This window comes from Aeromonas sp. EERV15 (assembly GCF_900079845.1).
GTDB classification, from domain to species: Bacteria; Pseudomonadota; Gammaproteobacteria; order Enterobacterales; family Aeromonadaceae; genus Aeromonas; species Aeromonas sobria.
In genome coordinates, this window is record NZ_FKKY02000001.1 from 201,527 (window position 1) to 228,059 (window position 26,533).

The following is a 26,533-nucleotide window of genomic DNA, read 5'->3' on the forward strand; positions in this document are numbered from 1 at the left end:
TTTGGCTGCAGCCTGCGGGCTGCGCACTGATCGTCCCCTTGAGGCGAACAGTATCGCAGGAGAGAGATGCGTGAGCGAAAGTCTGGTCATCCGACTGGGGACCAATAAACAACAACCCGTGGCCTGGCTGGTCTGGTCCGGTCAGGAGCAGGAGATCATCGCCTCCGGCACCCTGCCCTCGGCCGATGCACTGACAGAGCTGCAGGAGCGGGCCGGTGGCCGCCCCGTGGTCACGCTAGTGCCGGGCAGCGATCTGGTGTTCCGGCGTGTTACCCTGCCGGGCCGTTACAACAATCAGTCGGCGGCGGCCCTCCCCTACCTGCTGGAAGAGCAGATCGCCTCCGATGTGGAAACCCTGCATCTGGTAGTGCTGGCCAATGAGGGCCCACAAGTCGATCTGATGGCGGTGGATCAGCAAAAGATGAATGAGTGGCTCGGCTGGCTCGAGGCTGCCGGCCTCAAGAGCCTGCAACTGCTGCCCGATGTGCTGGCGCTGCCACCGGCCGCTGATGGCTGGTCTGCCCTGCAACTCGGCAGCGAATGGCTGGTGCGCCAGAGCCCCTGTCAGGGGATCGTCGCCGACGAACCGCTGCTGGCCATGTTGCTGGCAACCGAAGTCGAACCGGTCACCATCCACAGCCACACCCCGCTGCCCGCCATTGCCGCCGCCAACTGGCAGGCAGCAGAGCCCGAACTGCCGATGCTGCTGCTGGCCAAGGGGGCACTCAGCTGCCGCGCCAACCTGCTCACTGGCCCCTACCGGCCACAGACCGAATATGCCCGCTACTGGTTGCAGTGGCGCAAGGTGGCCATCACCGCTGGCCTGTTGCTGCTGGTGGCCCTCGGCCAGCGCGGGGTGCAGCTCTATCAGCTCACCGAACAGGACAAGGCGCTGAAAACGGAGATCCGTGCCGTCTATACCCGCATCTTTCCGGGCGAGAACCGCATCGTCAACGTGCGCAGCCAGATGACCCAGCACCTCAAGTTGATGGGACAAACACCGCAAAACGGCGTGCTGCTGATGCTGACCGAGCTGGCCCCCACCTTTGCCGAAGTGCCCGGCCTCAAACCGCAGGTGATGCGCTTTGACGCCAGTCGCCGCGAGCTGCGGCTGCAGGTCACCGCCCCCGGCTTTGCCGAGATCGAACGGTTCCGCGAGCTGGCAGGCAAGCAATTCGAGGTACAGCAGGGCGAGGTGCGCAGCACCGAGGGCAAGGTAGAGGGTTCACTGGTGCTCAAAGGTAAATCATCATGATGGAAAAATTGCAGAGCTGGTGGCAGGGCATCAGCGCACGGGAACAGCGGTTGGTGGTCGTGGGCGGTGCCCTGCTGCTGGTCGGCCTCTGCTACTGGAGCATCTGGCAGCCCATCGCCAACCGCATCGCGGAGCGGGAGCGGCAGGTGCAGAACCAGCAGCAGACCCTGGCCTGGCTCAAGGAGAAGGGTGCAGAGGTGCTGGCCATGCAAGGTGGCGCGGGGCGCCAGATCGACACCAGCGGCACCCTGGAAGGGGTAGTCAACCGCACCGCCTTCAACCACAAGATCAAGATTGCCCGGCTGCAACCCCAGGCTCAGGAGCTGCAGGTGTGGATCGACACAGTCCCGTTCGATGACTTGCTGCTGTGGCTCGCGACGCTGGTGGAGCAACACGGCATTCAGGTCCAAATCATCGAGATCGCCCGCGAGGGGCTGGCCCCCGGTCTGGTCAAAGTCAGACGTTTGCAGCTGAGTCGTCCCCAATGAAAAAGCGCATCCTGATTGCCAGCCTGTTTCTGGCCGCCTATCTGGTCTTCCTGCTGGCCACCCTGCCTGCGGCGCTGGTGGCGCGCTATCTGCCACTGCCTGCCAATGTCGCCAACCTGCTGAAACTGGAAGGGGTGAGCGGCACCCTCTGGAACGGCCAGGCAGCCCGGCTGCAATATGCCAGCGAATCGGTGAACCAGCTGCGCTGGGATCTCAACGGTTGGTCGCTGCTGCGCCTCGCCCCCGAAGTGACCCTTCGCTTTGGCGATCGCAACGGGCTCAACGGTCAGGGCGTTGTCGGCTGGAATGGCGCCGCCTTCGGCCGGGAGCTGACCCTCAACGTCCCCGCCCCCTGGTTGCTGAGCCGAGTGCCGATGCGCCTGCCGATCCCGATCACCGTCACCGGCCAGCTGCAACTCAAAGTGGATCAGTTTGCCCAGGGCAATCCCTGGTGCGACAACCTCTACGGCAACCTCGATTGGTATAACGCCAGCGCCGATACCCCGGCAGGCAAATTGGATCTGGCAGACCCCGAGGTGAAACTCACCTGCCTCGACTCCAAACTGGTGGCCGAACTGAAGCAGGGCTCCGATGCGGTACAGACCATCGGTCGCCTCGAGCTGCAACCCAATGGCCAGTATCTGTTCCAGGGCACCCTCAAGCCTGGGCCCGAGCTGCCAGAGCAGATGCAGCAGGGGCTCCCCTTCCTCGGCCAGCCCGACAGTCAGGGCCGCTTCCCCCTGCGCTATCAGGGCCGGATCTAACGCCCTCCCCACTGACCCCGGAACCACTCCGGGGTCGGCTTTTTTACCCCTTTGTGTCCTTCTCCTCTCACTGCACTGACTCCCTCAGCCCTTACTCATTCAGCCCTTACGTACCGCCATATCCCCTGCAAGTGCGCCTGTTTATCCTCCCTACCAGCCCGCTCAATGCAGCAACAACCAGCCTCCCTCGTCAATTCACCTGCCGCCAATGGTCAATGAGCGCGCACCTTGTTGAAAAAGCAGCAACTCACCTCAGCAAATCTGAATATCAACCATATTGCATTGCTTATTAAATGTGAGCTGCCGCTCGTTATTGATCTTTTCCAGCCAGATTGCAGCCAACCACAAGGAAGAAAAAATAACCATCTGAAAAATAACAACTAAATAAGAATTAAAGTCCTCGTTACGCGCCATTCCGCCTCATTCCCTCTGTGCCTGCCCATCAAAATTGTGAGCGATGGCAAAACCATAGGTCAACCAAAGACAATTGATATAAATATCGAAATACCAGATGGAACCCGAGGATAGATACAATCAGGTCAATTGGAGATGATTGATTTGTCTTTATAGCGCGACAGGCAACCATCTCGACCGATCTGTTCATTTGGTTTTCAAGCGTTGAGGGAAGAGTTATGGAAAAGAAGCGTATCTACCTGTTTTGCTCTGCCGGGATGTCTACTTCACTGCTGGTTTCAAAGATGAAGGCGCAGGCGGAAAAATATGATGTGCCGGTGCTGATCGATGCCTACCCGGAGACCCTGGCTGGCGAGAAGGGGCAGGATGCCGATCTGGTGCTGCTGGGCCCACAAATCGCCTACATGCTGCCAGAGATCCAGCAGCAGCTGCCGGGCAAACCGGTCGAAGTGATCGACACCCTGCTCTACGGCAAGGTCGATGGCCTCGGCGTGCTGAAAGCAGCCGTCGCCTCCATCAAGAAGAGCCTCGCATAGGTAAGGAGATCCCTGTGAGCAACATCATCGCATCGTTGGAGAAGGTCATACTGCCCATTGCCGTCAAGCTGGGCAAACAGCCTCATGTCAACGCCATCAAGAACGGCTTTATCAAGATGATGCCCCTGACGCTGGTCGGGGCCATGTTCGTTCTCATCAACAACGTATTCCTGAGCTTTGGCGAAGGATCATTCTTCTACTCCATCGGTGTGCGGCTCGATCCAGCCACCATCACTACTCTGGATGGCCTCAAGAGCATCGGCGGCAACGTCTATAACGGCACCCTGGGGATCATGTCCCTGATGGCCCCCTTCTTTATCGGGCTGGCACTGGCCGAAGAGCGCAAGACCGACCCCCTGGCCTCCGGCCTGCTGTCGGTTGCAGCCTTTATGACGGTCACGCCGTTCAGCGTGGGCGACGCCTATGCGGTCGGCGCCAACTGGCTGGGCGGAGCCAACATCATCTCCGGCATGCTGATAGGTATCGCCGTGGCCGAGATGTTCGCCTTTATCGTCCGTCGCAACTGGGTCATCACCCTGCCCGACAGTGTACCGGCCTCGGTCTCCCGCTCCTTCTCTGCGCTAATCCCGGGCTTTATCATCCTCTCCATCATGGGGATCATCTCCTATCTGTTGAGCGATGCCGGCACCAACTTCCACCAGCTGATCATGGACAGCATCGCCAAACCGCTGTCCAACATGAGCGGTCTGGTCGGCTGGGTCTATGTGATCTTCTCCTCCTTCCTCTGGTTCTTCGGGGTACACGGCATGCTGGCGCTCACCGCGCTGGAATCCGGCATTTTGTTCCCGTTTGCTCTGGAAAACGTCGCCCTCTACAACCAGTACGGCTCGGTTGAAGCAGCCATCGCGGCAGGCAAAGAGTTCCACTTCTGGGCCAAGCCGATCACCGACTCCTTCGTCTTCCTCGGCGGTACCGGTGCCACCCTTGGCCTCATCATCGCCATCTTTATGGTCTCCCGCCGCGATGACTACCGTCAGGTGGCCAAGCTGGGTCTGCCCTCCGGCCTGTTCCAGATCAACGAGCCCATCCTGTTCGGCTTGCCGGTCATCATGAACCCCATTCTGGTGGTGCCCTTCATTCTGGTACACCCAGTGTTGATGGGGATCACCATGGCGGCCTACTACGCCGGGATCATCCCACCCATCACCAACATAGCGCCATGGACCATGCCGACCGGCCTGGGAGCCTTCTTCAACACCAACGGCAGCGTGGCCGCCTTCTGTCTGGCGATATTCAACCTGGGGGTCGCGACCATGATGTATATCCCCTTCGTGCTGATTGCCAACAAGGCGCAGAACGTCATCGATGAAGAAGAGGAGAGCGAAGAGGATATCGCTCTGGCTCTGAAGTTCTGATAACAGCCATTCCAATGACAGCAAGGGAGGAGCAAAACTCCTCCCCTAACAGCCTGGAGAAGTAACCCATGCAGTATCGTTTTCCGGATAACTTCTGGTGGGGCAGCGCCAGCTCGGCCCCGCAGATGGAAGGCGCCGCCAACCGCGGCGGCAAATCCGCCAATATCTTTGACTACTGGTTCTCCATCGAACCGCAGCGTTTCCACAACGGGGTCGGCCCGACCGACACTTCTACCTTCTATGACAACTTCGAGAGCGACATCAAGCTGCTCAAGCAGCTGGGGCACAACAGTTTTCGCACCTCCATCTCCTGGTCACGGCTGATCCCGGACGGGGTGGGCGAAATCAACCAGGAGGCGGTCAGCTTCTACAACGCCGTCTTTGACCGGCTGCTGGCCGAGGGGATCACCCCGCTTATCAACCTCTACCACTTCGACATGCCGATGTGCATGCAGGAGCGTGGCGGCTGGGAGAGCCGGGAAGTGGTGGCCGCCTATGTGCGCTACGCCACCCGCTGCTTCGACCTGTTTGGCGGTCGCATCAAGCACTGGTTCACCTTCAACGAGCCGATTGTGCCGGTCGAGTGCGGCTACCTTGGCCACTACCACTACCCCTGCGTGGTCGATTTTGGTAGGGCGGCCACCGTCGCCTACCACACCGCGCTGGCCCATGCCGGTGCCGTGCAGGCCTATCGCGCCTGCCAGCATGATGGCGAGATCGGCATCATCCTCAACCTGAGCCCGACCTATCCCCGCTCGCAGGATCCGGCAGATCTCGCCGCCTCCCGCATCGCGGATCTGCTGCTCAACAAGAGCTTCCTCGATCCGGCCCTGAAGGGGAGCTACGACCCCGAGCTGGTCGCGCTGCTAGAGCAGTACGACTTGCTGCCGCAGATCGAAGAGGGTGACAAGGCGCTGCTCGCCGCCGGCAAGGTGGATATCCTCGGTATCAACTACTACCAGCCGCGCCGGGTCAAGGCCAAAGAGGTGGCGTGGCAGGGTGTACCGCGCACGCCGGAAGATCTGTTCGACTACTACGAGATGCCGGGCCGCAAGATGAACCCCCACCGCGGCTGGGAGATTTACGAAAAAGGGATCTACGACATCCTCACCGACCTGCGAGTCAACTACGGCAACCTGCCCTGCTACATCTCGGAGAACGGCATGGGGGTCGAAGGGGAAGAGCGCTTTATCGGTCCCGAGGGACGGGTGGAGGATGACTACCGCATCCAGTTCATTCGCGAGCACCTCCAGTGGCTGCATCGCGCACTGGAAGAGGGCAGCGCCTGTCGCGGCTATCACCTGTGGACCTTTATCGACAACTGGTCGTGGCTCAACGCCTACAAGAACCGTTACGGCTTCGTCCGCCTCGATCTGGAGAGCCAGCAGCGCACCATCAAGAAGAGCGGCTACTGGTTTGCCGAGGTAGCGCGCAACCATGGTTTTAATTAACGGTTTCAATTAACGCATTTACGTAAGGAACGACACATGTTCGATCTGGACAACATCACTGAAGAGGCCACCACCAGCAACGATCTGGAAGAGGTGGTAATGGGGCTTATCATCAACTCCGGGCAGGCCCGCAGTCTCGCCTACACCGCGCTGAAAAAGGCCAAGGAGGGGGACCTGGCCGCCGCTCACCAGCTGATGGCCCAATCCCGCGAGGCGCTCAATGCCGCCCATCTGGTGCAGACCCAGCTGATCGAGGACGATCAGGGGGAAGGCAAGATCCCGGTCACCCTGGTGCTGGTCCATGCCCAGGATCACCTGATGACCTCCATGCTGGCCCGTGAGCTGATCAGCGAGCTGATCGAGCTGCACGAAAAGCTGCAGAACCAATAACCTCTGGACGGGGCGAGAGGCCCCGTCATCGACCCGCAGATCAGGAAGCGACTCATGAGCGTTAAAACAATCCGGGAAACCGAACTGTTTAACAACAAACCATTCCACATGTTCATCTACAACAAACAGGTGAGCGGAACCGGTTTGCACCAGCACGACTACTACGAGTTCACCCTGGTACTGACCGGTCGTTACTATCAGGAGGTCAACGGCAAGCGGGTGCTGCTGGAGCGGGGGGACGTGGTGTTTATCCCGCTCGGCTCCCGCCATCAAAGCTTCTACGAGTTCGGCACCACCCGCATCTTCAACGTTGGGATCACCCGTACCTATTTTGACGAGCACTTCAAATACCTGCTGCCGGAACACTTCGTCGCCTCACAGGCCTATGCGCTCAAGAGCGAGTTCCTCAGCTACATCGAGTCGGTGCTGGTCTCACCGGGGTTTAGGGAAGAGGCGCTGACCGAATTTCTCGAAGTGGTGACCTACGCGGTGATGAACCGGCTGCGTCACTACAAGGAGACCTCCGCCAGCGATGATCTTCCGCTCTGGCTCCACGAAACCGTGGAGCGGATGCACGATCACGATCGCCCCCTCTTTGCCGAGGATGCGCTGGCCAACATGGTCTCCCTCTGTGGCAAGAGCCAGGAGTATCTGACCCGGGCCACCCGGCGTTACTACAACAAGACGCCGATGCAGATCATCAACGAGATCCGGATCAACTACGCCAAGATGCAGCTGGAGGTGACCAACAACTCGGTGGCCGATATCGCCTTCGAGACCGGCTACAACGACGTCAGCCTCTTTATCAAAAACTTCAAGAAGCTCACCTCGTTTACCCCGGGCAGTTACCGCAAATATCTCTACCCGAAATTTGAAAGCCCGGCCTGATGCCGACAGTGAATTCCATGTAAATAGAACCGATTGCAATAGAAAGCACAGAACATGACCAGCCCCTGCCACAGGCGGCTGCGGCCCCTCTCACCCTGATGACAGAGCGGCCACCATCAAACCGATAGAGATCGATGAAAGAGGGATTTATGAGCGAGAAGATCAAGGTAGTCACCATAGGCGGCGGCAGCAGCTACACCCCCGAGCTGGTCGATGGTTTCATCAAGCGGTATGCCGAGCTGCCCATCAGCGAGCTGTGGCTGGTGGATATTCCCGCTGGCGAAGAGAAACTGAACATCATCTTCGACCTCTGCCAGCGGATGATCCGCCAGGCGGGCATCCCCATGACCCTGCACAAAACCCTGGATCGCCGCGAGGCACTGGTGGGCGCCCACTTCGTCACCACCCAGCTGCGAGTCGGCCAGTTGCAGGCGCGGGAGAAGGATGAGCGCATCCCCTTGAGCCACGGCATGCTGGGGCAGGAGACCAACGGCGCAGGCGGACTGTTCAAAGGGCTGCGCACCATTCCGGTCATCTTCGACATCATCCGCGATGTGGAGGCGCTCTGCCCGGATGCCTGGCTGATTAACTTCACCAATCCAGCCGGCATGGTGACCGAAGCGGTGCGCCGTCATACCAACTTCCGCCGCTTTATCGGGGTGTGCAACATTCCGGTCGGCATGCAGATGTTTGTGCGCGACGCCCTCAAACTGACCGAGCGGGATCACCTCTCGATGGATCTGTTTGGCCTCAACCATCTGGTCTTTATCGGCGATGTGCTGGTCAACGGCGAATCCCGCTTTGACGAACTGCTGGAAGGGGTCACCGATGGCAGCCTGACCCGCGCCAGCTCGGTCAAAAACATCTTCGACCTGCCGTTCGATCCCGGTTTTATCCGCGGCCTGCGCCTGCTCCCCTGCTCCTACCTGCGTTACTACTTCAAGGAGAAAGAGATGCTGGGGATCGAGATGGGCGAGTTCTACAAGGGCGGCGCCCGGGCTCAAGTGGTGCAGCAGGTCGAGAAGAAGCTGTTCGAGCTCTACCAGAACCCCGATCTGTGCGAAAAGCCCAAAGAGCTGGAGCTGCGTGGCGGCGCCTACTACTCCGATGCGGCCTGCGAGGTGATCAGCGCCATCTACAACGACAAGCAGACCGAACACTACGTCATCGTGCCCCATCAGGGCCATGTCACCAATATCCCGGCCGACTGGACGGTGGAGATGAGCTGCCTGATCGGGCGTGACGGTGCCATCCCCCACTCGCGCCTCACCCGCTTTGACGACAAGGTGAACGGGCTGGTGCACCTCATCAAGAGCTTCGAGATCGCCGCCGCTAGGGCCGCCATCAGTGGCAACTTCGATGACCTGCTGTTGGCGATGAACCTCAACCCGCTGATCCACTCCGACAACGATGCCCGCATCGTCGCCCGCGAGCTGCTGCTGGCCCACCGCGAACACCTGCCCAACTTCGCCGCCGCCATCGACGCCCTCGCCTGAGGCCAGCACGCCCCGCCCGAACTGGCGGGGCGCTTAACTGCAAGGGAACCCTCATGAGCAAGAGATTGATCATCAACGCCGACGACTTCGGCCTCTGCCGCGCCCAGAACTACGGCATCGTAGAGGCGTTCGAGCACGGAGTCGTCAGCTCCACCACTGCGATTGTCACCTCCCCTGCCATCGAACACGCCGCCTGGCTGGCCAAACGCTTCCCCGCGTTGCCAGTCGGGCTGCACTTTATGCTCAGCTGGGGCAAACCACTCACGCCGCTCACCTCGCTGGTGAACGAACAGGGCGAGCTCAACAAGGGGATCTGGCACAAGAGCGAGGCGGGAGAGCTGGATCTGGCCGAGATATCCGGCGAGCTGGCGAGTCAGTATCAGCGCTTTGTCGCGATCTTCGGCAAGACACCGACCCATATCGACAGCCACCACCATGTTCATATGCTGCCGACTATCTACCCGCTGGTGGAGGCCTTTGCCAAGGCGCATGACCTGCCCCTTCGCATCGACCGGGGCGAAATAGCCCGCCACGGACTGACCGTCACCCACCCGCAGAGCTGCGATCGGTTCGACGACCGCTTCTACGGCGCGCAGCTGACCCAAAACAGCCTGCTACAACTGCTCGATGAAGCCAGTGAACAGGGAGCCCATTCGCTCGAGATCATGTGCCACCCCTCCTTTATCGATCTGGAGATGCAAGGCAGCTCCTACTGCCAGCCCCGCCTCAACGAACTGGCTATCCTGACCGACTCGTCCCTGCCCGCCCTTATCGCCGAGCGCGGCTACCGCCTCGCCAGCTATCAAGAGTGGCAATAGCCCGCACGCCATCAGCTGAACCGGCAAGCATCAGAATGTGCCAAGCCGCAGATACGAAAAAGCCCAAGCGATTGAATCGCTTGGGCTTTCTCTTAATATGGCGGAGGAGGTGGGATTTGAACCCACGGATGGTCACCCATCGCCGGTTTTCAAGACCGGTGCATTCAGCCGCTCTGCCACCCCTCCGAACGGCGTGCATACTACGTCAATGGCCCGTTCATATGCAATACATATTTCCTGTGGGATAGTGTGCGGGAGCAAAATGGCAGGTGGCTTGAAATTGTTCCTCGTCATCCCTATTTGTTCTACATACAATGCGTATAACAAGCGGTAACAAACAGCGATCACGAGACGGCCGCTCGCCGCCTCACCCGGACATCAAGAGGACACCCAAGATGGATACCCGTTCTATCTTCACTGGCACCCAAAGTGCCGTACGTGATACCAACAAGGTGCTGCGTAACACCTATATGCTGCTCTCCCTCACGCTGGGCTTCTCTGCCGTAGTGGCAGGGGTCGCTACTGTGATGAACATGCCGCCGCTGCACTGGGCCGTATTCCTGATCGGCGTCTACGGTCTGATGTTCCTGACTCAGAAAAACCAGAATAACGGCATGGGTCTGGTATTCACCTTCGCCCTGACCGGTCTGATGGGCTACAGCCTGGGCCCGATCATCAACATGTACATGAACAATGGTGGTGGCGAGATCGTGATGACCGCCCTTGGCGGTACCGCGCTCACCTTCTTCGGTCTGTCGGCCTATGCCCTGACTACCAAGCGTGACCTCTCCTTTATCGGCGGCATGCTGTTCGTCGGTTTCTGGGTGCTGCTGGTGGCCATGGTTGCCAACATCTTCCTGCAGATGAGCGCCCTGAGCCTGGCCCTGTCTGCCATGTTCATGCTGTTCTCCTCTGGTGCCATCCTGCTGACTACCCAGCAGATCGTGCGCGGTGGCGAGACCAACTACATCTCTGCCACCGTCACCCTGTATGTCTCCATCTACAATATCTTCCTGAGCTTGCTGAGCCTGCTTGGCGGCAACCGCAACTAATCAGAGCAACCCCGCTTCGGCGCTGTCGCTGATACCCAACTCCCCACCCCATCGGTGGGGAGTTTTTTTTTGCGCGAGTGCATTGCTAGGGTTGGGGCCGATCGCCGTTCAAACACCCTTTTCTTGGTCAAGCCAGGTGGTCTGCATCATACCGGAGCACTTTGCTGTATCGCCCGTTCTGCCCACCAGCCTGTCTCTTAAACGCGAATGATGATCAAGAGACAGGCACGCGGCGGGCTTTACCTTGCCAACGGCCACGGGTAGTGTGCTGACAGCGCTTGCCCGAGGATGTCACCATGCCCTATGCCCTGCTCCCCACCCTCCCAAACACCTGTACCCCCGCCCAGATATTGGCTGAGGAGCAACACTGGCTGCGCGACTGTGCCCGTGACGGCCAGCCCCGCGCTCACCTTTGGCAAGCCCCCCAATGCCTGATTGTCACCCGCAAGGATACCCGGCTCCCCCATTACGAAGCCGCCTGCCAGCAACTTGCAGATGAAGGCTGGCCGGTACATGTGCGCGACAGCGGCGGCACCGCAGTGCCCCACGGGGCGGGCATTCTCAACCTCTCCTTACTGCTGCCTCGCACCACCACAGACCTCGCCCACTACTACCGGCTGCTGGGGGCGCCGCTGCTGACCCTGCTGGCGGAGTACGGCCTTGCGGGAAGTTACGACTTCGTGCCCGGCTCCTTTTGCGACGGTCAGTACAATCTGGTGATCGGGGGGCGCAAGATCACCGGCACCGCCCAGCGCTGGCTGGCGCCGGGGCAGGATCACCAGGGCGCCGTGCTGGCGCAAGCCATGCTGCTGGTGGCCGGTGGTGTGGATGAGGGAACCAAGATGGCGAGCCGCTTCTACGAGCTGGCGGGGGGCGAGCTGCGCTTTATGACGGGAACCTCCACCACGCTGGCAAGCTGCATTAGCTGGCGCGGTAGCGACCAGGCGTTGGTGGAGAAGGTGCGAGCACGTCTGGATAGCCTGCTGAGCGAGGGGCAGTCCCCTTCACCCTGACCTTCTCCCGGAGGGGGAGGGAAAATACCCGCCATGGAAATAGCGCAGCGCACAAAAAAGCCACGACATCAGGTCGTGGCTTTGATTTCTTAAGGCTCACCTCGCGGAGCAAATCCCGCAACAGCACAGCCAACTCAGGCCGTCTGCGGCTCGGGCTCCGACTCCGTATCGCAGTCGCGGCCAAAGTAGGCGCGAGTCTCGGCGATCACCACATGACGCAGGCCAATCAGGCCGATGAGGTTGGGCACCGCCATCAGACCGTTGACGATATCCGCCAGCAACCAAATCATATCCAGATGGAGGAAGGCGCCGCTCGCCACCAACGCCAGATAAACCAGACGATAGGGCTTGATCGCCTTGACCCCGAACAGGTACTCGGTGCAGCGCTCGCCATAGTAGTTCCAGCCAAGGATGGTGGTAAAGGCGAAGAACAGCAGGCCAATGCTCACCAGATACTGGCCAATATGGGCATCCAGTCCTTGCGCAAAAGCGGCACTGGTCATGGCCGCACCGCTCAAGTCACCACCCCACACACCGGTCACTACCAGGGTCAGGCCGGTCATGGTACAGATGATGATGGTGTCGATGAAGGTGCCAGTCATGGAGACCAGCCCCTGCTCCACACAGGAGTCGGTCTTGGCCGCCGCAGCCGCGATGGGGGCAGAACCCAACCCCGACTCGTTGGAGAAGACCCCGCGCGCCACCCCGGACTGGATTGCCAGCATGATGCTGGCACCGACGAAGCCGCCGGTCGCCGCATGGCCGCTAAAGGCGCTCTCGATCACCAGCATGACGGCATCGGGCAGGGCACTGGCGTTGTTCACCAGCACACCCAGACAGGCGACGATGTAGAAGATGGCCATGAAGGGGACCACCTTACTCGATACGCTGGAGATGGACTGGATGCCCCCCAGAGTCACCAGCGCCACGATCAGGGTCAGCACCACGGCAGTCGCTTCACGGGGCACCGAGAAGGAGAGGCTCATGGCGTCGGAGATGGCATTAACCTGCGGGAAGGTACCGATACCGAAGAAGGCTACGCCGATGCCAAACAGGGCAAATAGCTTGGCGAGCGGCTTGGAACCCAACCCCTTCTCCAGATAGTACATGGGGCCACCCGCCATCTGGCCGTTGGCATCCTGCTCGCGATATTTGACCGCCAGCAGGCACTCGGCGTATTTGGTGGCCATGCCGAACAGCGCTGCCATCCACATCCAGAACAGGGCACCGGGGCCGCCCAGCTTGATGGCGGTGGCAACCCCGACGATGTTGCCGGTACCAATGGTGGCAGAGAGAGCGGTGCAGAGGGCGCCGAAGCTGGAGACATCCCCCTGCTTGCCCTGCCCCTGATCGCGGCCAAAGACCAGTCGCAGAGCGAGCGGCAAGCGCACCACCTGAAGCAGACCCAGACGCAGGGTGAGATAGATACCGGTCCCGACCAGCAGGATCAGCAGGGGCGGACCCCAGATAAAGCTATCGATGGCGGTTAACGCCGATTGAATTGATGACATGCATCCTCCTTAAAAAACAAAGATTAAGGAGGAGAAGGATGATCTTCCCATAGGTGTCACGATCGGCCAGAGGCGATCGGATGCGGGCCAAGAACGTGTTCACACTCTTACTGCGAGGCCGTGATCAAGGCTCATGTGCAGCTCGCTTATGTGGGACCGAGAGGCTCATGTATTCACATACACTCCGGTTCCTGCGCTGCTCTTTACCTTGCTGACGACCTCTCGTGACAGACCGTGAACAGTTCCAAGCTCAGGTACAACCATCCCATCCCCTCTGTCCTTTTGCCTGAGAGTTTCCGACACCAGCCTGCCCTTGCGGGTAGTCATGGTGCCTTGCTCCTTCGGCGCCCGATCTAACGGGTCTCTCCAGAGTATCGTCCAGTAGCAGTCCACACCGGTTGCCCGGTACCTGAAAGATTCACTTCTTCGGTGGATGGTCCCCCATCGCTCTCCTGCTACCTTCATCCGAACTAGTTTGGATTAGGAAGCGGGCATGTTAATCCAAAAAATGTGAGCTGTCTCGCACTTGAAAACCCTCTCTGGGATTTTTTAAACGGCAGGCTGAGCACCAGCAAAAATGTTAAACATTAGTTAATTATCAATAAGTTAAAGATAAATGAGTAATACGTGGCCCGAATGGGAATCCTGCCGGATAGAGAATAGTGCTCTCTCTCGTTTCGCCAAGAAAATCTTGCCAACATATCCAATCAAAATGCTTGCACACAGAATCAATAAGCCGATAATCCGGCGCATAACCAAGCACTTTGCCATCAATTTATGCACTGTGTTCGGTTGGTCCCACCGGACCGCTCGCCTGACCCGGCCGTCGCCGGTTCAATCGCATATGGCTTGGGCATATCACGCCCCCTAAGGATGACCAAAAGAGAATGAACGAGACTCTGGTTGCAAAAGATGTGGTTGCAAAAGATGTAGTCGCACAAGATTACCGTCAGCTGGTTGAACAATTCGGCTCCCCCCTGCTGCTGCTCGACAAGGCAGCGGTCCGCAAACAGTATCGGGCGCTGGCCGCGGCCCTGCCCGATGTACGATTGCACTATGCACTCAAACCCCTGCCCCACGAGGCAGTGGTCTCTGTCTTGAAGGAAGAGGGGGCCTGTTTCGACCTGGCCACCAATGGCGAAGTGGATCTGGTGCGCAGTCAGGGAGTTCGCCCGGGACGTTGCATTCATACCCATCCCATCAAACGCGACAGCGATATCCGTTATGCGCTGGAGTTCGGCTGCACCGTGTTTGTCTACGACAACCCGCTGGAGCTGGAGAAGTTCATTCCCTACAAGGACGAAGTGAAACTGCTGCTGCGGGTCAGCTTCCCGAACCCGGAGACCAAGGTCGATCTCTCCAAAAAGTTCGGCTGCACCCCGGAGCAGGCCCTGCCGCTGCTGCAGCTGGCTCACGCCAAGGGCCTCAAGGTGATGGGACTGTCGTTCCACGTCGGCTCCCAGGTGCCCCACTCCCGTCGCCATGTACAGGCTATCGATGCCTGCCGCGAGATCATGGAGCAGGCCTGGGATCTCGGGCTCAAGCCCTGGGTACTGGATATCGGCGGCGGTTTCCCGGTCGACTATGAGGGGGGCGAGTTCGATATCGACGGCTTCTGCGCGCCGATCCTCGAGGCGCTGGCCAAGTTGCCCGCCACCGTACAGAAGATTGCCGAACCGGGCCGCTTTATCAGCGCACCGGCCATGACCTCGGTGGCCAGCGTGATGGGCAAAGCCCACCGCGGCGACAAGATCTGGTACTACTTGGATGACGGCCTCTACGGCAGCTACAACGGCCAGCTCTATGACCATGTCACCTATCCGGTGAGCACCCCCTATGCCAACGGCGAGCAGCACAATTCGGTGCTCTCTGGCCCCACCTGCGACAGCGTGGATGTGATCCGCGAGGGCATCATGCTGCCGGATCTGGCCATCGGCGAGCTGGTGGTGGGCAAGGTGATGGGTGCCTACACCTGGGCCTCGGCCTCCACCTTCAACTTCTTCCCCAAGGCGAGCATCCTCATTCTGGACAGCAGCCAGAAGGGGCAAAAGCTGGTGGCAGTGGCCTGAGCGAACGGCTCAGCAACCAACACGCTCACCGGGCAAAAACAAGAGGGGGAAGCTTGAGCTTCCCCCTCTCTCATTTCACCGGCACCGGTCAGATAAACTGACTGGTCAGCAACCAACCGGTATAGGCGACGAAGCAGCTCAGCAGCACGCCCCCCTCCAGCCGGTTGATACGGCCTTGTCCCTTGCGGCCCAGACACATCACCAGCAGCAACAGGGTCAGCCCCATCATGACGGTCCAGTCACGGGTAAGCACCTCCGGGGCCACATCGAGGGGGTGAATACCCGCCGCAATCCCCACCACCGCCAGGGTGTTGAACAGGTTGGAGCCCAGCACGTTGCCAAGGGCCAGATCATGCTCGTTCTTGCGAATGGCGATCAGCGACGAGGCCAGCTCCGGCAGGGAGGTCCCTACCGCGACTATGGTGAGACCAATCACCAGGTCACTGATGCCAAATGCCTGAGCGATGGTCACCGCGCCCCATACCAGCAAACGGGAGGCGCCGATCAGCAGCACCAACCCGACAATGAGCCAGAGAATGGCGCGCTTGAGGGACATCCCCTCGCTCTCGATATCCTCGGCGGTCTCGGTATCCAGCGCATCTCCCTTGCCCCTCATGCCAGCCCAGATGGACCAGCCCATCAGACCAACAAACGCCACACCCAGAATGGCCGCATCCATCCGGCCCAAATGACCATCGAGCAGCAGGGCGCCGGAGAGCAGGGTAATGCCGAGCAGGATAGGGATCTCTTTGCGCACCACCTGAGAGGCGACCGAGATCGGGCTGATCAGGGCAGTCAGACCCAGGATCAAGGCAATATTGGTGATGTTGGAGCCATAGGCATTACCCAGCGCCAACCCGGGATTACCCTGAGAGGCGGCCAGTGCCGAGACCACCATCTCGGGGGCCGAAGTGCCAAACCCGATGATCACCATGCCGATCAGCAGCGGCGGCATCCCCGCATAACGGGCGGTCGCCGCAGCACCATCGACAAACTTGTCTGCACTCCAGACCAGCAGCGCCAGTCCGGCAATCAGGGCAACAAAAGCCAGGGTCATAATCTCTCCATCCCATCGCCAGAAAATAGCAGAGCCAGACTCGGGGCCTGGCTCTGCCATAAAGGTGGTCAAGTGTAACGGGCAGACCTCCCATTTCAAGAGGAAATCAAACCGTGATTAACATTTCATAGCGCAGCCAGCAGGCTCGCCGCATCGGAGACCTCGAACTTGCCGGGCGCCTCCACAAACAGTTGCTCGACCACGCCATCGTTGGCAATCAACGCAAAGCGCTGGGCGCGGATGCCGCCGAAGGCGCCGGTATCCTTGGCAAGACCCAGTGCCTGGGTCCAGCTGCCATCGCCATCCGCCAGCATGGTGATCGCCTCGGCATTCTGGGCCACTTGCCAAGCCCGCATCACAAAGGCGTCGTTGACCGAGAGGCAACAGATGGCATCGACACCTTTGGCCATGAATTGATCGGCCAGCACCACATAGCCCGGCAGATGAGCATTGGAGCAGGTAGGAGTAAAAGCGCCGGGTACCGCAAACAGCACCACTTTTTTACCGGCGAACAGCGTGTGGCTATCCCGCAGCTGCTTGCCCTCGGCGGTGATAAAGGTAAATTCGCCCGCAGGCAGGGGTTGTCCTACAGCAATCATGGGTTCTCGTCCTGAGTCGTGGTGGAAAGTGGCCAGTTTATCCCAGAGTGATAACGCAGCCTAACCGGTACACGGAGCAGGGCCACGGATGGCGGCAGGCATTTTTCCCTTGGGCAGACTACTCTTGAGCAGGTTTCACGGCGCCAGGAGGCCCCATGCAACACTACTACGATGGTCTGGAAATTCGTCCCCCCACCATGCGCGAACAGCAGCAACTGGACCAGCTCAATCATCAGCTTACCCATGTCAGCCAATACTGCGCCGGTTACTCCAGCGCCTATCGCCAGTGTCGCCTCGAGGATCTGGCAGAGCTGGCCACCCTCCCGCTGCTCGATAGCAAAGAGCTGTTTGCCGCCCAGCAGGCCCATCCCCCCTTCGCCGGTCTCACCGGTCGGCCAGCCAGTCAGGCGCTGCGGGTCTTCTCCTGTCCGGGCCAGCTGGCCATCCCCGAATATGCCGGGGCGGACTGGTGGGGCGCCGCCCGGGCGCTGTTTGCCGCCGGTTTCAAGGCGGGGGAGGTGATGCTCAACGGCCACGACTATCACGCGGGTCCCACCGCCTTTATCTTCGATAACGGTGCCCGCCAGCTGGGTGCCCCCGTGGTGCCTTGCGGGCCACACGATACCCAGCGCCAGCTGGAGGCGCTGCTGCGCTATCAGCCCACCGGCTATGTCGGCCCGCTGGTAACCCTGCTCGACCTGCTGGAGGCTGCCGAAGCAGCGGAGATCCCGACCGACTCATTGCGCCGCGCCCTGCTGTGCGAAGCCACCCATCCTGAAACCGCGCCACTGCGCGCCATTCACGGCATTGCGGCCCTCAACTGTCTGGTGTGGCAAGATATTGGGGTGGTGGCCTATGAGAGCCAGCCCGGTCAGGGCTTTATCGTCAACGAGAGTTGTATCGTCGAGATAGTCGATCCCGCCAGCGGCGAACCGGTGAGCGGCGACGAAATCGGCCAACTGGTGGTGACCCGGCTCGATCTGGAGTATCCCCTGCTGCGGCTGCTCACCGACTGGCAAGGGCACTGGCTCGCCAAGCCGAGCGGGTGCGGGCGCACCAACCGGCGCCTCAAGCTGGTGTAGCAACCCACAGAGATGCACAGATACACAAATGCAAACGGGCAGCCATCAGGCTGCCCGTCTTGTCTCTGGCGAGGAAAATGTCTGACGCTTGTCAGCGTCTCGCCTGCCAGGTGGCGATGGCGAGCAGGGAGTCAGGGGTAAACTCGGTGGCGCGCTCGGCAATCTCGGCCAGACTCATCCAGTGCACCGCGCTCACCTCTTCGGCCTGCAACTGCAACGGCCCCTGATAGCGGCAACTGAAGAGGCCGCCCCAGACCCGGTAGCCCTCCCCTTCGGCGTAGAAGCTGCCAAAGCCCTGCAGGGGAACATCCGCGATACCCAGCTCCTCGGCCAGCTCGCGCCGGGCGGAGAGCTCCATCTCCTCACCGGTCGTGACCACACCACCGGCGCAGGCATCCAGCATGCCGGGGCAGAAATCCTTGCTGAGGGTGCGCCGCTGCACCAGGATCCGATCCGCGTCGTCGAGCACCAGAATATAGCTGGCGCGATGGCAGAGATTCTCCCGCCGCACCTTGGCTCGCTCGGCCACGCCAATCACCCGGTTATTCCCGTCCACCACATCAACCCATTCCACGCGCAGACCCTTTGGTTCGTTCCATTCAAGCCCGCAGTATATCGGTGCAGCCCTTTGTCATGGCACTACTTTTTCTGCCGGGGCGGCTCTTTTTCTGGATCCCATCGCCAGAGTGAGGATTCATGCAAATCTTTATAAAGCGTCATCTCAGTGTCATCGACTGACACCATAGTGTGCCCTGTCCAGGCAATCAGGGAACGTGTGATGAAGGTGTTCAAGCAGTTATCCCCACGGCAGATCGCTCGCTACATCAAGAGCTTTCACCGAGGCTATTTTGCCATCGAGTCGCTGGGGACATTTGAATTCAACGCGGGCAGGATCAGCCTCCATGGCCTGACCTGTCGCCAGCGGCTAAGGCTGGCTCGCCAGATCAATCAGGCCGTCAGCCAGCTTGGTCACAACGAGCTGTTGCCGGACATGTGAGTTAAAGGGTCTTGCCCTACTGTCTGTTGTGCATCCATGCTTTGCCCGCCGGCTAGTCGCCGCGTGGGCCGTTTTCGATGTCGGTAATCATGCCGTTGCGCACCGTCACGAAGCGCATGAACTCGTTCTTGCCGAAGTTGTAGGTCCAGCGCTCGCCATATCTGACCTGCACCAGGTTGCCAAACTGGTTCTCTTCATTGCGGTTGAGCTCTTCGCGCAGCATAGGCTCACCGCACTTGAGCAACATCTCGGCAGTGGTATCCCCTTCGGTGATAAGGGCGTTCTTGCAACGCATGGCATCGGCACTGGCCGGAATGCTTAACAGCAGCAGGGTGAGTGCCGCCACGTTCTTCATCTTGTTCATCGGGTACCCCTTATCCTGTCCAATGAGTCGCAGTATGCCTGTTCCTGTTGCTGAAAAAACCGGTCAATGGTGCAAAATAGCGCGCCCCCCCGCTCTCGCAGCATGGTGGTCACGACACCGGCTGTCTATCGGGCCGCACTAAAACAAACGGCGACCCGAAGGTCGCCGTTTGCATCAAACTCGCAGGATCACAGGATGTCCAGCAGCTCGACTTCAAATACCAGTGCAGAGTAGGGCGGGATGGAACCAGCGCCACGGGCACCGTAGGCCAGATCGTGGGGGATGTAGAGCTTCCACTTGGAACCAACCGGCATCAGCTGCAGCGCTTCAACCCAGCCAGCGATCACGCCGGTTACCGGGAATTCAGCAGGCTGGCCACGGGCGACTGAGCTGTCGAATACGCCACCGTGGGTGAAAGTACCGTGGTAGTGCACACGAACAGACTGACCGGCTACCGGTACAGCACCGTTGCCCTCAACCATTACTTCGTACTGCAGACCGGAGTCGGTCACGTTCACTTCGCCGCGCTTGGCGTTGTCAGCCAGGAAGGCTTCGCCATCGGCAGCAGCGGCCTTGGCAACGGCTTCTTGCTCTTCCTGCATGCGCGCGGTGATCACCTGAAAGGCATCATTGACATCGTCACGGCTGACCGCGAACTCCAGACCATTGAGCGCATCTGCCAGACCTTGTTGCAGAGCCGGGATATCCAGACCGGCGAACGCTTGCTGCGCCAGTTGCTCACCCATGTTGCGGCCGATGCCATAGCTGGCCTTCTGTTCGATAGAGTCGTATTGGGACATTGAGATGTTGCTCCAGATCCATGTAGTAAAGAGGCGGGATAATATCAGACTTTTGGCTAGGGTGCTGCCGGGGACGCCCCTGATTTCCCCGTCAGTGGGAGGAACTTCACACAAGAAGCGGATGAACGCCGCCCAACGGCGGCGATCTGCTTAACCGCGATTCAGCAAGGCTCTCACCGTGGCGACCTTAGAGGGACACCATGCCACCACGCAGCTTTCCTCACGCCTTACTTCAGTAGAGCGCGTACCGCAACCACTTTGGCGCCATCGGTGATATTGACCCGACCATCATCCGAGGTGCCCATGTTGACGCCATGGGGCACCATGCCACCGCGCCAGCCCATGCCGGACATATGCACTTCGCTTACTCCGGTGAACTCGATGATGGTCCGCACGTTGTCGGAATTGACCCCGGCCCCCGGCATCAGGCTGGCGCGCCCCGCCAGCGCCTGCTGCATCTCCTGCAGGGTTTCCAGCCCCGCCAGCGCCGTTGCAGCGTGACCTGAGCTCAAAATGCGTTCGCAACCGGCAGCGACTATGGTCTCCAGGTCGAGGCGCCAGTCGGAGGAGAGGTCGATGGCGCGATGGAAGGTGACTCCCAACGGACCGGCGGCATCCACCAGCTGTTTGAGCTTGGCGGCAGGCACCCGCCCCTCCTCATCCAGCAGGCCGACCACTACCCCTTGCAGGCCGGCAGCGCGCGCGGCCGCGATATCCAGCTGCATCATCTCAAACTCGCCGTCGTTGAAGCAAAAATCCCCGGCGCGGGGGCGGATCATGGCGTAAACCGGCACGCTGGCGTGGCGGGCAGCCAGTTGCATAAAGCCGTAGGAAGGCGTCAGGCCACCCAGACCCAACGCAGAGCAGAGCTCGATGCGATCCGCCCCGGATTGCTGGGCGGTAAACAGAGATTCCAGGTTGTCGATACAGATTTCAAGACGGGTCATGAGGACTCCTTTATCGGGGAGATCAGACCCCACATCTGATCTCATAGATTGAGCAAGGCTGCGCCGCGCACACCACCGGCGCCGCCAAAGCGGGCCTGGCGGATCTCGGGCAGGGCAACACCGGGCAACAAATGGCCCGGCAGGCGCAGCGGCAACTGTTCATAGAGGGCAGGCAGACCACTCAGGCCGCCCCCCAACACCACCACCTCGGGATCAATCACCGAGATAGCGGTGGCAAGCCCGGCAGCCATGATCTCCAGCCAGCAGTCGATGGTTGCGACCGCATGGGGCTCATTTGCCTCGAAACGCCCCACAATCTGGTGACCCGTGGCGCGCTGGCCATGGAAATGGTGATAGAGACGCTCCAGACCGGTGCCGGATGCATAGGTTTCAAAACAGACCAGACGGCCGCAGCCGCAACGGGGACGGGGCAATTCGGGGTACTTCATCAGCATGGTGGCGGGCAAGGGGTAGTGGCCAATCTCGCCAGCCAGCCAGTTACGGCCCTGGATCAGCGTGCCCGCCAGATAGACGGCGCCGCCAATACCGGTACCGATGGTGACACCGAGCGCACTGCCTGCACCGTCGGCAGCCCCCTGATGCACTTCAGACCAGAGGAAGCAGTTGGCATCGTTCTCAACCTTGACCGGTCGTCCGAGCAGCTCCGCCAAGTCAGCCCCCAGATGACGACCATTGATGGAGGGCAGATTGGCCGCCACTATGCTGTGGTCATGACTGTTGATGATGCCTGGAAAACCGATGCCAACCGAGCCTCTGGCACCGAAGCGGGTATCTACCTGCTCGACCCGAGACTGGATAAGCTGCTGCAACCCCTCATAATCGTTGCCAGGGGTGCTCATGCGCTCTTCATGGCAGAGGTTCAACCCGCCGTCATAGACCGCGAAGGCGATCTTGGTTCCACCAATATCAAAGCCGTAATACATGCCAGCACTCCCTTGTCAGCCCGTGTTTATCCCGATCTGTTCTGGGGTGACATTGTATTAATTCGCAAAAAAAATAAAGTGACCGGGGGCGAAAAACGGGAGAGTGTTCAGAGCAAACGGCTCATTTGTCGCTGCAGGCAGGCGTGCCCAAGGCTTGTCAGGGTGCGCTCCTCGCCATCAAAGACGAAGCCGCGACGCAGGTAGAATCCCTCGCCAATGTGGTTACCATCGAGCAGCCACAACTTGACGCTACTGCAACCGGCGCGGCGCATCTGCATCGCCACCGTCTGCCACAGCCGCTTGCCGTAGCCTTGCCGCCAGTGATCAGGGTGAAGGTAAAATGCGCGGATCAGGGCACGGGTCTGCCCCTCTTCCTGCAGCGGCTGCCAGTAGAGCAGGCCGATCACCACCTCATCAAGGCAAAGCAGCATGGGCCTTGGGCCCGATTCGGCCAGACGGCCCTGCCAGATCTGCAGATGGGCGGTGACATCGAGCTGCTCCAGCATGTCGGCACCGAGCACCTGACCATAAGCCGCGAGCCAGCTGGCTCGCTGCATCACCGTCATGGCGGCGGCATCTTCACTGCGCGCCATGCGCAAGCTTATGCCTTGCATTGGGGCACCAGACCGTTGGCGCGGGCCTGCTCATAGAGCGGCTGCACTTGCGCCTGTTGTGCCTGCAGTTCTGCGATACGGTTCTCGTTGCTCGGGTGGGTAGAAAGCAACTGTGGCGGCGCGTTGCCACCGGCAGCAGCACTCATGTTCTGCCACAAGGGAACGGCTTGTGCAGGGTTAAAACCGGCACGGGCCATCAGCTCCAGGCCCAAACGGTCGGCTTCGCTCTCCTGAGTGCGGCCATAGGGCAGCATCACCCCCACCTCGACCCCGAGGCCAAGCGCCGCCATGGTGGCACCGCGATACTCGCTGGTGCCCATGGCGATGTCGGCTGCCGCCAGACCGATACCGGCCAGCTGGCTGCGAGAGAGCCGCTCGTTGGAGTGCTGGGCCAGCACGTGGGTCAGCTCGTGGCCAATAACGGTGGCGAGTTGATCCTGATTCTTGGCCACCTTGAGCAGGCCGCTGTAGACCCCGATCTTGCCGCCGGGCAGGGCGAAGGCGTTGACCTGCTTGGAGTCAAACACCACCACTTCCCAGCTGGTGATGCCATAGCTGGCAGGCACCTGGGCGGTCACCGCCTTGGCGACACAAGAGACATAGCCGTTGAGTTTGGCATCCTTGCTCACCTTCTCCTGCTTCTTCATCTGTTCGAAGGAGTCTGCGCCCAGCTGGCTCATCTGCTGGGGGGAGTAGAGCAACATCTGGCTGCGGCCGGTGGGTGACTGGGCGCAGGCAACCAACAAAGAACTGCAGAGGGCAACCAGGCCAAACTTGGTGAGAGACGCAATCATGAGGGGATCCTTTGCCGTGACGTTGCCCTATTCTCGGAAATGCCGCCCTGCGACGCAAGAGAACCGGCCCCCGTCCGGTGTAAAAACCGCCAGCTCACGCTATTAACAACACTGATAATCGCCAAAAACAAAACGAGCCCGCTAGGGGCTCGCTTTATCACAACATACAGGCAACTGACGCTTAGATGATGCCCAGCTTTTTCAGGTCAGCCTGCACCACTTTGGCTGGCACCGGTACATAGCCATCTTTGGCGACTATGCTCTGACCCGCCTTGGAGAGGATCATTTTGACAAACTCTTGCTCCATCGGGGCAAGGGGCTTGTTCGGATGCTTGTTCACATAAACGTACAGGAAGCGGGAGAGCGGATACTTGCCGGTGATGGCGTTGTCAGAGGTTGCTTCAATGAAGGTTTTGCCATCTTTGGAGAGCGGGACTGCACGCACGCCGGAGGTGACATAACCGATACCGGAGTAGCCGATGCCGTTCAGAGAAGCAGAAACAGACTGCACTACGGAGGCAGAACCCGGCTGCTCGTTCACGCCGCTCTTGAAGTCGCCGTTACACAGGGCGTGCTCCTTGAAGTAACCGTAGGTGCCGGATACCGAGTTGCGACCGAACAGTTGCAGATCCTTGGAAGACCAGTTGCCATCCAGACCCAGATCAGACCACTTGGTAGCTGCCTTGGCTTCGCCGCACTTGAGAGTGCTGGAGAAGACAGCGTCAACCTGCTGCATGGTCAGCCCCTTGATGGGGTTGTCCTTGTTGACGAACACCGCCAGCGCATCGACCGCGACGCGGATAGCAGTCGGTTTATAGCCGTAACGCTTCTCGAAAGCTTCCTCTTCACCGGCCTTCATGGCACGGCTCATCGGGCCAAACTGGGCAACACCTTCGGTCAGGGCAGTCGGTGCGGTAGAAGAACCGGCGGCCTGGATCTGCACGTTGACGTTGGGGTACACACGCTTAAATTCTTCGGCCCAAAAGGTCATCATGTTGGCCAGGGTGTCCGACCCGACAGAGGACAGGTTGCCCGAGATGCCGCTGGTTGGTGTGTAATCCGGCAGATCTTTATCCACACCGGCAGCCAGAGCGCTGACAGAAAACAGGGTTGCTGCGGTGAATCCGATTACACCAGCCAGTTTGTTGAGTTTCATCCAATCTCTCCAAAGTTACAGAAGGCGACTGCCTTGAGTTTCATTCTGTCCCCTCTATCAAAGATGACAGAAGGTTATTGCCAATACATGGCGCCGATTAACACTGTCTTGTGATGGTCAACCCGACTGAGTCAGTCAATCAGATCGTTGCGTTTCATTCAGGTTCTTCTGGCCAACATGGCAGAAGGTCTGCTCTTAAGACGGCGCCAGTATCTGACCTGGCAGTGACAAATTTATGGATTTAATGTGACACTTTAATGACATACCGAAAGATTCGAACAAATGAAAAGAGGGCCACGTTCAGTGGCCCTCTTGTTGCAGCTAACCCATTGCCATAAAAGACTATTTGATCACCACCATGCGACCCGGAATGAGAAAGCTGAAGCGGCTGCCAAGGCCAACCCGGCTCTCGATATCGAGCTGGCAGTCGTGATGACTGAGGGCGTGCTTGACGATGGCAAGACCGAGCCCGGAACCGCCGGTATGGCGGGAACGGGCCTTGTCGACCCGATAGAACCGCTCGGTCAAGCGCGCCAGATGCTCGGGGGCAATCCCCTCCCCCTCGTCGCTCACGGCAAACAGCGCCATCGCCCCCAGCTTGCGCCACTCCACCGTGATCTTGCGCTCCGCAGGGGTGTAGTGAATGGCGTTGTAGACCAGGTTGGAGACGGCGCTGCGCAGCTGCTCCTGATCCCCGCGCACCAACAGGTCAGGCTGTACCATAAATTCGATCTGGTGGGCCCGATCCCCCGACAGCGCCCGCGCCTCCTGCTCCAGCAGCCCCAACATGGCGGGCATGTCCACCAGATGGGAGAGATCCACGGTGGGCGCGGCCTCGATGCGCGACAACATCAGAAGCTGATTGACCAGATTATCCATCCGGATGGTCTGCTCCATCATCACCCTATGTGCCTTGGCCCACATGGCGGGCGAGAGCGGTTCCTCGGCCATCTCCGCCGTCATTTCCAAATACCCCTTGAGCACGGTCAGCGGCGTGCGCAACTCGTGGGAGACGTTGGAGACGAAGTGTTTGCGAGTCTTCTCGAGGCTACGCAAACGGGTGACATCCCGCACCACCAGCATCGCCTGATCCGAGGCGTAGGGCATGATCCGAAACTCGAGAAACTTCTCCTCGTTAATCGGGGAGTGCATCTCCAACGGCTCGTCATACGCCCCCTTGCCCAGATAGGCGTTAAACGCCGGATTGCGAATGAGGTTGCCGATATGCTGACCAGAATCCTCCGGCCAGCGAAAACCGAGCAGCTGCTCTGCCAACCGGTTGCACCAGAGGATGCTGCCGTCGGTGCGAAACACCACGGCGGCATCGGGCAACGCCTCGGCCCCCTCCCGAAAGCGGCGGATCAATCCCGCCAGCTCGCGGCGCCGGGCGCGGTGACGCTGCTGCAACTTGTAAATACCGTTGAAGATGTACTCCCAGCTGCCACTGCCGCTGGGGGGCACCAGGCTGCGATCGTGCCACAGCCAGTCAGATAGCCGCTTCTGGAAGCGATAGTGCCAGCCCAGATGACACACGGCCGCCACCAACAGGCAGAGCGGAAGGTGATCAATCAACCAGCCAACCAATGCGAACGGCGTATAGAAGAACACCACCCGCCACAACTGTCGCCGCCAGGCGTAAGGTTGCAACATAACTGCCC

The 26,533-nt window shown here is 59.8% G+C and carries 28 protein-coding genes, 1 tRNA gene and 1 riboswitch; of the genes, 15 read left to right on the forward strand and 14 right to left on the reverse strand.

Annotated features, from left to right (window positions below; all coding sequences use genetic code 11):
* Nucleotides 1–70: 70 nt before the first annotated feature.
* From exeL to exeN, 3 genes are read left to right on the forward strand one after another with little or no spacing between them, the layout of a single operon-like run.
* Nucleotides 71–1,255, forward strand: a complete 1,185-nt coding sequence (exeL, locus tag BN4575_RS00875) for a GspL family type II secretion system protein ExeL (RefSeq protein ID WP_068976759.1) — start codon at nucleotides 71–73, stop codon at nucleotides 1,253–1,255.
* Nucleotides 1,252–1,743 (forward strand): GspM family type II secretion system protein ExeM, encoded by a 492-nt coding sequence (exeM, locus tag BN4575_RS00880; RefSeq protein WP_068976760.1) that lies wholly within the window; start codon nucleotides 1,252–1,254, stop codon nucleotides 1,741–1,743. The genes exeL and exeM overlap by 4 nt, the downstream gene beginning before the upstream one ends.
* Nucleotides 1,740–2,507 (forward strand): GspN family type II secretion system protein ExeN, encoded by a 768-nt coding sequence (exeN, locus tag BN4575_RS00885; protein ID WP_068976761.1) that lies wholly within the window; start codon nucleotides 1,740–1,742, stop codon nucleotides 2,505–2,507. Before exeM ends, exeN begins: the two co-directional genes overlap by 4 nt.
* Before the next feature lie 252 nt (nucleotides 2,508–2,759).
* On the opposite strand, the gene BN4575_RS22015 is transcribed toward exeN, so the two are convergent.
* Nucleotides 2,760–2,921 carry a hypothetical protein gene (locus tag BN4575_RS22015; protein ID WP_176716406.1) on the reverse strand — a complete coding sequence of 54 codons (162 nt, stop codon included), beginning with the start codon at nucleotides 2,919–2,921 and terminating at the stop codon, nucleotides 2,760–2,762.
* Between the two features lie 218 nt (nucleotides 2,922–3,139).
* Here BN4575_RS22015 and BN4575_RS00890 point away from each other — a divergent pair, with 218 nt between their 5' ends.
* The 7 genes from BN4575_RS00890 (at nucleotide 3,140) to chbG (ending at nucleotide 9,876) form a co-directional block, all read left to right on the forward strand.
* Nucleotides 3,140–3,457, forward strand: coding sequence for a PTS sugar transporter subunit IIB (locus tag BN4575_RS00890; RefSeq protein ID WP_033135185.1), 318 nt, complete (start codon nucleotides 3,140–3,142; stop codon nucleotides 3,455–3,457).
* A 14-nt stretch (nucleotides 3,458–3,471) separates the two neighbouring features.
* Complete coding sequence (gene chbC / locus BN4575_RS00895) at nucleotides 3,472–4,833, forward strand: PTS N,N'-diacetylchitobiose transporter subunit IIC (protein WP_042020160.1); 1,362 nt, start codon at nucleotides 3,472–3,474, stop codon at nucleotides 4,831–4,833.
* A gap of 68 nt (nucleotides 4,834–4,901) precedes the next feature.
* Nucleotides 4,902–6,284: a glycoside hydrolase family 1 protein gene (locus tag BN4575_RS00900; RefSeq protein WP_005350027.1), complete on the forward strand. Its 1,383-nt coding sequence runs from the start codon at nucleotides 4,902–4,904 to the stop codon at nucleotides 6,282–6,284.
* Nucleotides 6,285–6,320: 36 nt separating this feature from the next.
* On the forward strand, nucleotides 6,321–6,674 hold the full coding sequence (gene chbA, locus BN4575_RS00905) for a PTS N,N'-diacetylchitobiose transporter subunit IIA (RefSeq protein WP_005350025.1): 354 nt from the start codon (nucleotides 6,321–6,323) through the stop codon (nucleotides 6,672–6,674).
* 54 nt (nucleotides 6,675–6,728) lie between these two features.
* Nucleotides 6,729–7,562 carry a transcriptional regulator ChbR gene (gene chbR, locus BN4575_RS00910; protein WP_068976762.1) on the forward strand — a complete coding sequence of 278 codons (834 nt, stop codon included), beginning with the start codon at nucleotides 6,729–6,731 and terminating at the stop codon, nucleotides 7,560–7,562.
* 149 nt (nucleotides 7,563–7,711) lie between these two features.
* Nucleotides 7,712–9,058, forward strand: a complete 1,347-nt coding sequence (locus BN4575_RS00915; RefSeq protein ID WP_068976763.1) for a 6-phospho-beta-glucosidase — start codon at nucleotides 7,712–7,714, stop codon at nucleotides 9,056–9,058.
* 53 nt (nucleotides 9,059–9,111) lie between these two features.
* The gene (gene chbG, locus BN4575_RS00920) at nucleotides 9,112–9,876 is read left to right on the forward strand and encodes a chitin disaccharide deacetylase (protein WP_068976764.1); all 765 of its coding nucleotides are present in this window, start codon (nucleotides 9,112–9,114) and stop codon (nucleotides 9,874–9,876) included.
* Nucleotides 9,877–9,974: 98 nt separating this feature from the next.
* On the opposite strand, the gene BN4575_RS00925 is transcribed toward chbG, so the two are convergent.
* Nucleotides 9,975–10,062 (reverse strand) — tRNA-Ser (locus tag BN4575_RS00925).
* 209 nt (nucleotides 10,063–10,271) lie between these two features.
* Here BN4575_RS00925 and BN4575_RS00930 point away from each other — a divergent pair.
* Together BN4575_RS00930 and BN4575_RS00935 are read left to right on the forward strand one after the other, a co-directional pair.
* A complete protein-coding gene (locus tag BN4575_RS00930; protein WP_042020141.1) occupies nucleotides 10,272–10,928 on the forward strand; it encodes a Bax inhibitor-1/YccA family protein in 657 nt (218 codons plus the stop codon).
* 296 nt (nucleotides 10,929–11,224) lie between these two features.
* Nucleotides 11,225–11,941 (forward strand): lipoyl protein ligase domain-containing protein, encoded by a 717-nt coding sequence (locus BN4575_RS00935; protein ID WP_068976765.1) that lies wholly within the window; start codon nucleotides 11,225–11,227, stop codon nucleotides 11,939–11,941.
* 134 nt (nucleotides 11,942–12,075) lie between these two features.
* Here BN4575_RS00935 and BN4575_RS00940 read toward each other — a convergent pair whose 3' ends face one another.
* Nucleotides 12,076–13,452, reverse strand: coding sequence for an alanine/glycine:cation symporter family protein (locus tag BN4575_RS00940; RefSeq protein ID WP_068976766.1), 1,377 nt, complete (start codon nucleotides 13,450–13,452; stop codon nucleotides 12,076–12,078).
* Between the two features lie 264 nt (nucleotides 13,453–13,716).
* Nucleotides 13,717–13,832: riboswitch (glycine riboswitch) on the reverse strand.
* A gap of 507 nt (nucleotides 13,833–14,339) precedes the next feature.
* Here BN4575_RS00940 and BN4575_RS00945 point away from each other — a divergent pair.
* Nucleotides 14,340–15,521 carry a type III PLP-dependent enzyme gene (locus BN4575_RS00945; RefSeq protein WP_068976767.1) on the forward strand — a complete coding sequence of 394 codons (1,182 nt, stop codon included), beginning with the start codon at nucleotides 14,340–14,342 and terminating at the stop codon, nucleotides 15,519–15,521.
* A gap of 88 nt (nucleotides 15,522–15,609) precedes the next feature.
* On the opposite strand, the gene BN4575_RS00950 is transcribed toward BN4575_RS00945, so the two are convergent.
* Entirely contained in the window at nucleotides 15,610–16,578 is a 969-nt protein-coding gene (locus BN4575_RS00950) for a calcium/sodium antiporter (RefSeq protein ID WP_068976768.1), read from the reverse strand.
* A gap of 125 nt (nucleotides 16,579–16,703) precedes the next feature.
* A complete protein-coding gene (locus BN4575_RS00955; protein ID WP_068976769.1) occupies nucleotides 16,704–17,177 on the reverse strand; it encodes a peroxiredoxin in 474 nt (157 codons plus the stop codon).
* Between the two features lie 155 nt (nucleotides 17,178–17,332).
* Here BN4575_RS00955 and BN4575_RS00960 point away from each other — a divergent pair, with 155 nt between their 5' ends.
* The gene (locus BN4575_RS00960) at nucleotides 17,333–18,259 is read left to right on the forward strand and encodes a phenylacetate--CoA ligase family protein (RefSeq protein WP_068976770.1); all 927 of its coding nucleotides are present in this window, start codon (nucleotides 17,333–17,335) and stop codon (nucleotides 18,257–18,259) included.
* 91 nt (nucleotides 18,260–18,350) lie between these two features.
* On the opposite strand, the gene yfcD is transcribed toward BN4575_RS00960, so the two are convergent.
* A complete protein-coding gene (gene yfcD, locus BN4575_RS00965; protein ID WP_068976771.1) occupies nucleotides 18,351–18,833 on the reverse strand; it encodes an NUDIX hydrolase YfcD in 483 nt (160 codons plus the stop codon).
* Nucleotides 18,834–19,037: 204 nt separating this feature from the next.
* Here yfcD and BN4575_RS00970 point away from each other — a divergent pair, with 204 nt between their 5' ends.
* Nucleotides 19,038–19,256, forward strand: coding sequence for a DUF1107 family protein (locus tag BN4575_RS00970; RefSeq protein WP_042020133.1), 219 nt, complete (start codon nucleotides 19,038–19,040; stop codon nucleotides 19,254–19,256).
* A 52-nt stretch (nucleotides 19,257–19,308) separates the two neighbouring features.
* Here the strand turns inward: BN4575_RS00970 and BN4575_RS00975 are convergent, their stop codons facing one another.
* The 8 genes from BN4575_RS00975 to phoR all read right to left on the reverse strand — a co-directional run bounded on the left by BN4575_RS00975 (nucleotide 19,309) and on the right by phoR (nucleotide 26,525).
* A complete protein-coding gene (locus BN4575_RS00975; protein WP_042020132.1) occupies nucleotides 19,309–19,620 on the reverse strand; it encodes a DUF2845 domain-containing protein in 312 nt (103 codons plus the stop codon).
* Nucleotides 19,621–19,808: 188 nt separating this feature from the next.
* Complete coding sequence (locus tag BN4575_RS00980; RefSeq protein WP_068976772.1) at nucleotides 19,809–20,420, reverse strand: FKBP-type peptidyl-prolyl cis-trans isomerase; 612 nt, start codon at nucleotides 20,418–20,420, stop codon at nucleotides 19,809–19,811.
* Between the two features lie 227 nt (nucleotides 20,421–20,647).
* On the reverse strand, nucleotides 20,648–21,367 hold the full coding sequence (locus BN4575_RS00985) for a copper homeostasis protein CutC (protein WP_068976773.1): 720 nt from the start codon (nucleotides 21,365–21,367) through the stop codon (nucleotides 20,648–20,650).
* 41 nt (nucleotides 21,368–21,408) lie between these two features.
* Complete coding sequence (locus BN4575_RS00990; protein WP_068976774.1) at nucleotides 21,409–22,311, reverse strand: ROK family protein; 903 nt, start codon at nucleotides 22,309–22,311, stop codon at nucleotides 21,409–21,411.
* A 107-nt stretch (nucleotides 22,312–22,418) separates the two neighbouring features.
* Nucleotides 22,419–22,925, reverse strand: coding sequence for a GNAT family N-acetyltransferase (locus tag BN4575_RS00995; RefSeq protein WP_068976775.1), 507 nt, complete (start codon nucleotides 22,923–22,925; stop codon nucleotides 22,419–22,421).
* Nucleotides 22,913–23,719 carry a M48 family metallopeptidase gene (locus tag BN4575_RS01000; RefSeq protein ID WP_068976776.1) on the reverse strand — a complete coding sequence of 269 codons (807 nt, stop codon included), beginning with the start codon at nucleotides 23,717–23,719 and terminating at the stop codon, nucleotides 22,913–22,915. Before BN4575_RS01000 ends, BN4575_RS00995 begins: the two co-directional genes overlap by 13 nt.
* Nucleotides 23,720–23,900: 181 nt before the next feature.
* Entirely contained in the window at nucleotides 23,901–24,875 is a 975-nt protein-coding gene (locus tag BN4575_RS01005; RefSeq protein ID WP_042020124.1) for a PstS family phosphate ABC transporter substrate-binding protein, read from the reverse strand.
* 342 nt (nucleotides 24,876–25,217) lie between these two features.
* Complete coding sequence (gene phoR, locus BN4575_RS01010; RefSeq protein ID WP_068976777.1) at nucleotides 25,218–26,525, reverse strand: phosphate regulon sensor histidine kinase PhoR; 1,308 nt, start codon at nucleotides 26,523–26,525, stop codon at nucleotides 25,218–25,220.
* Between the last annotated feature and the right edge of the window lie 8 nt (nucleotides 26,526–26,533).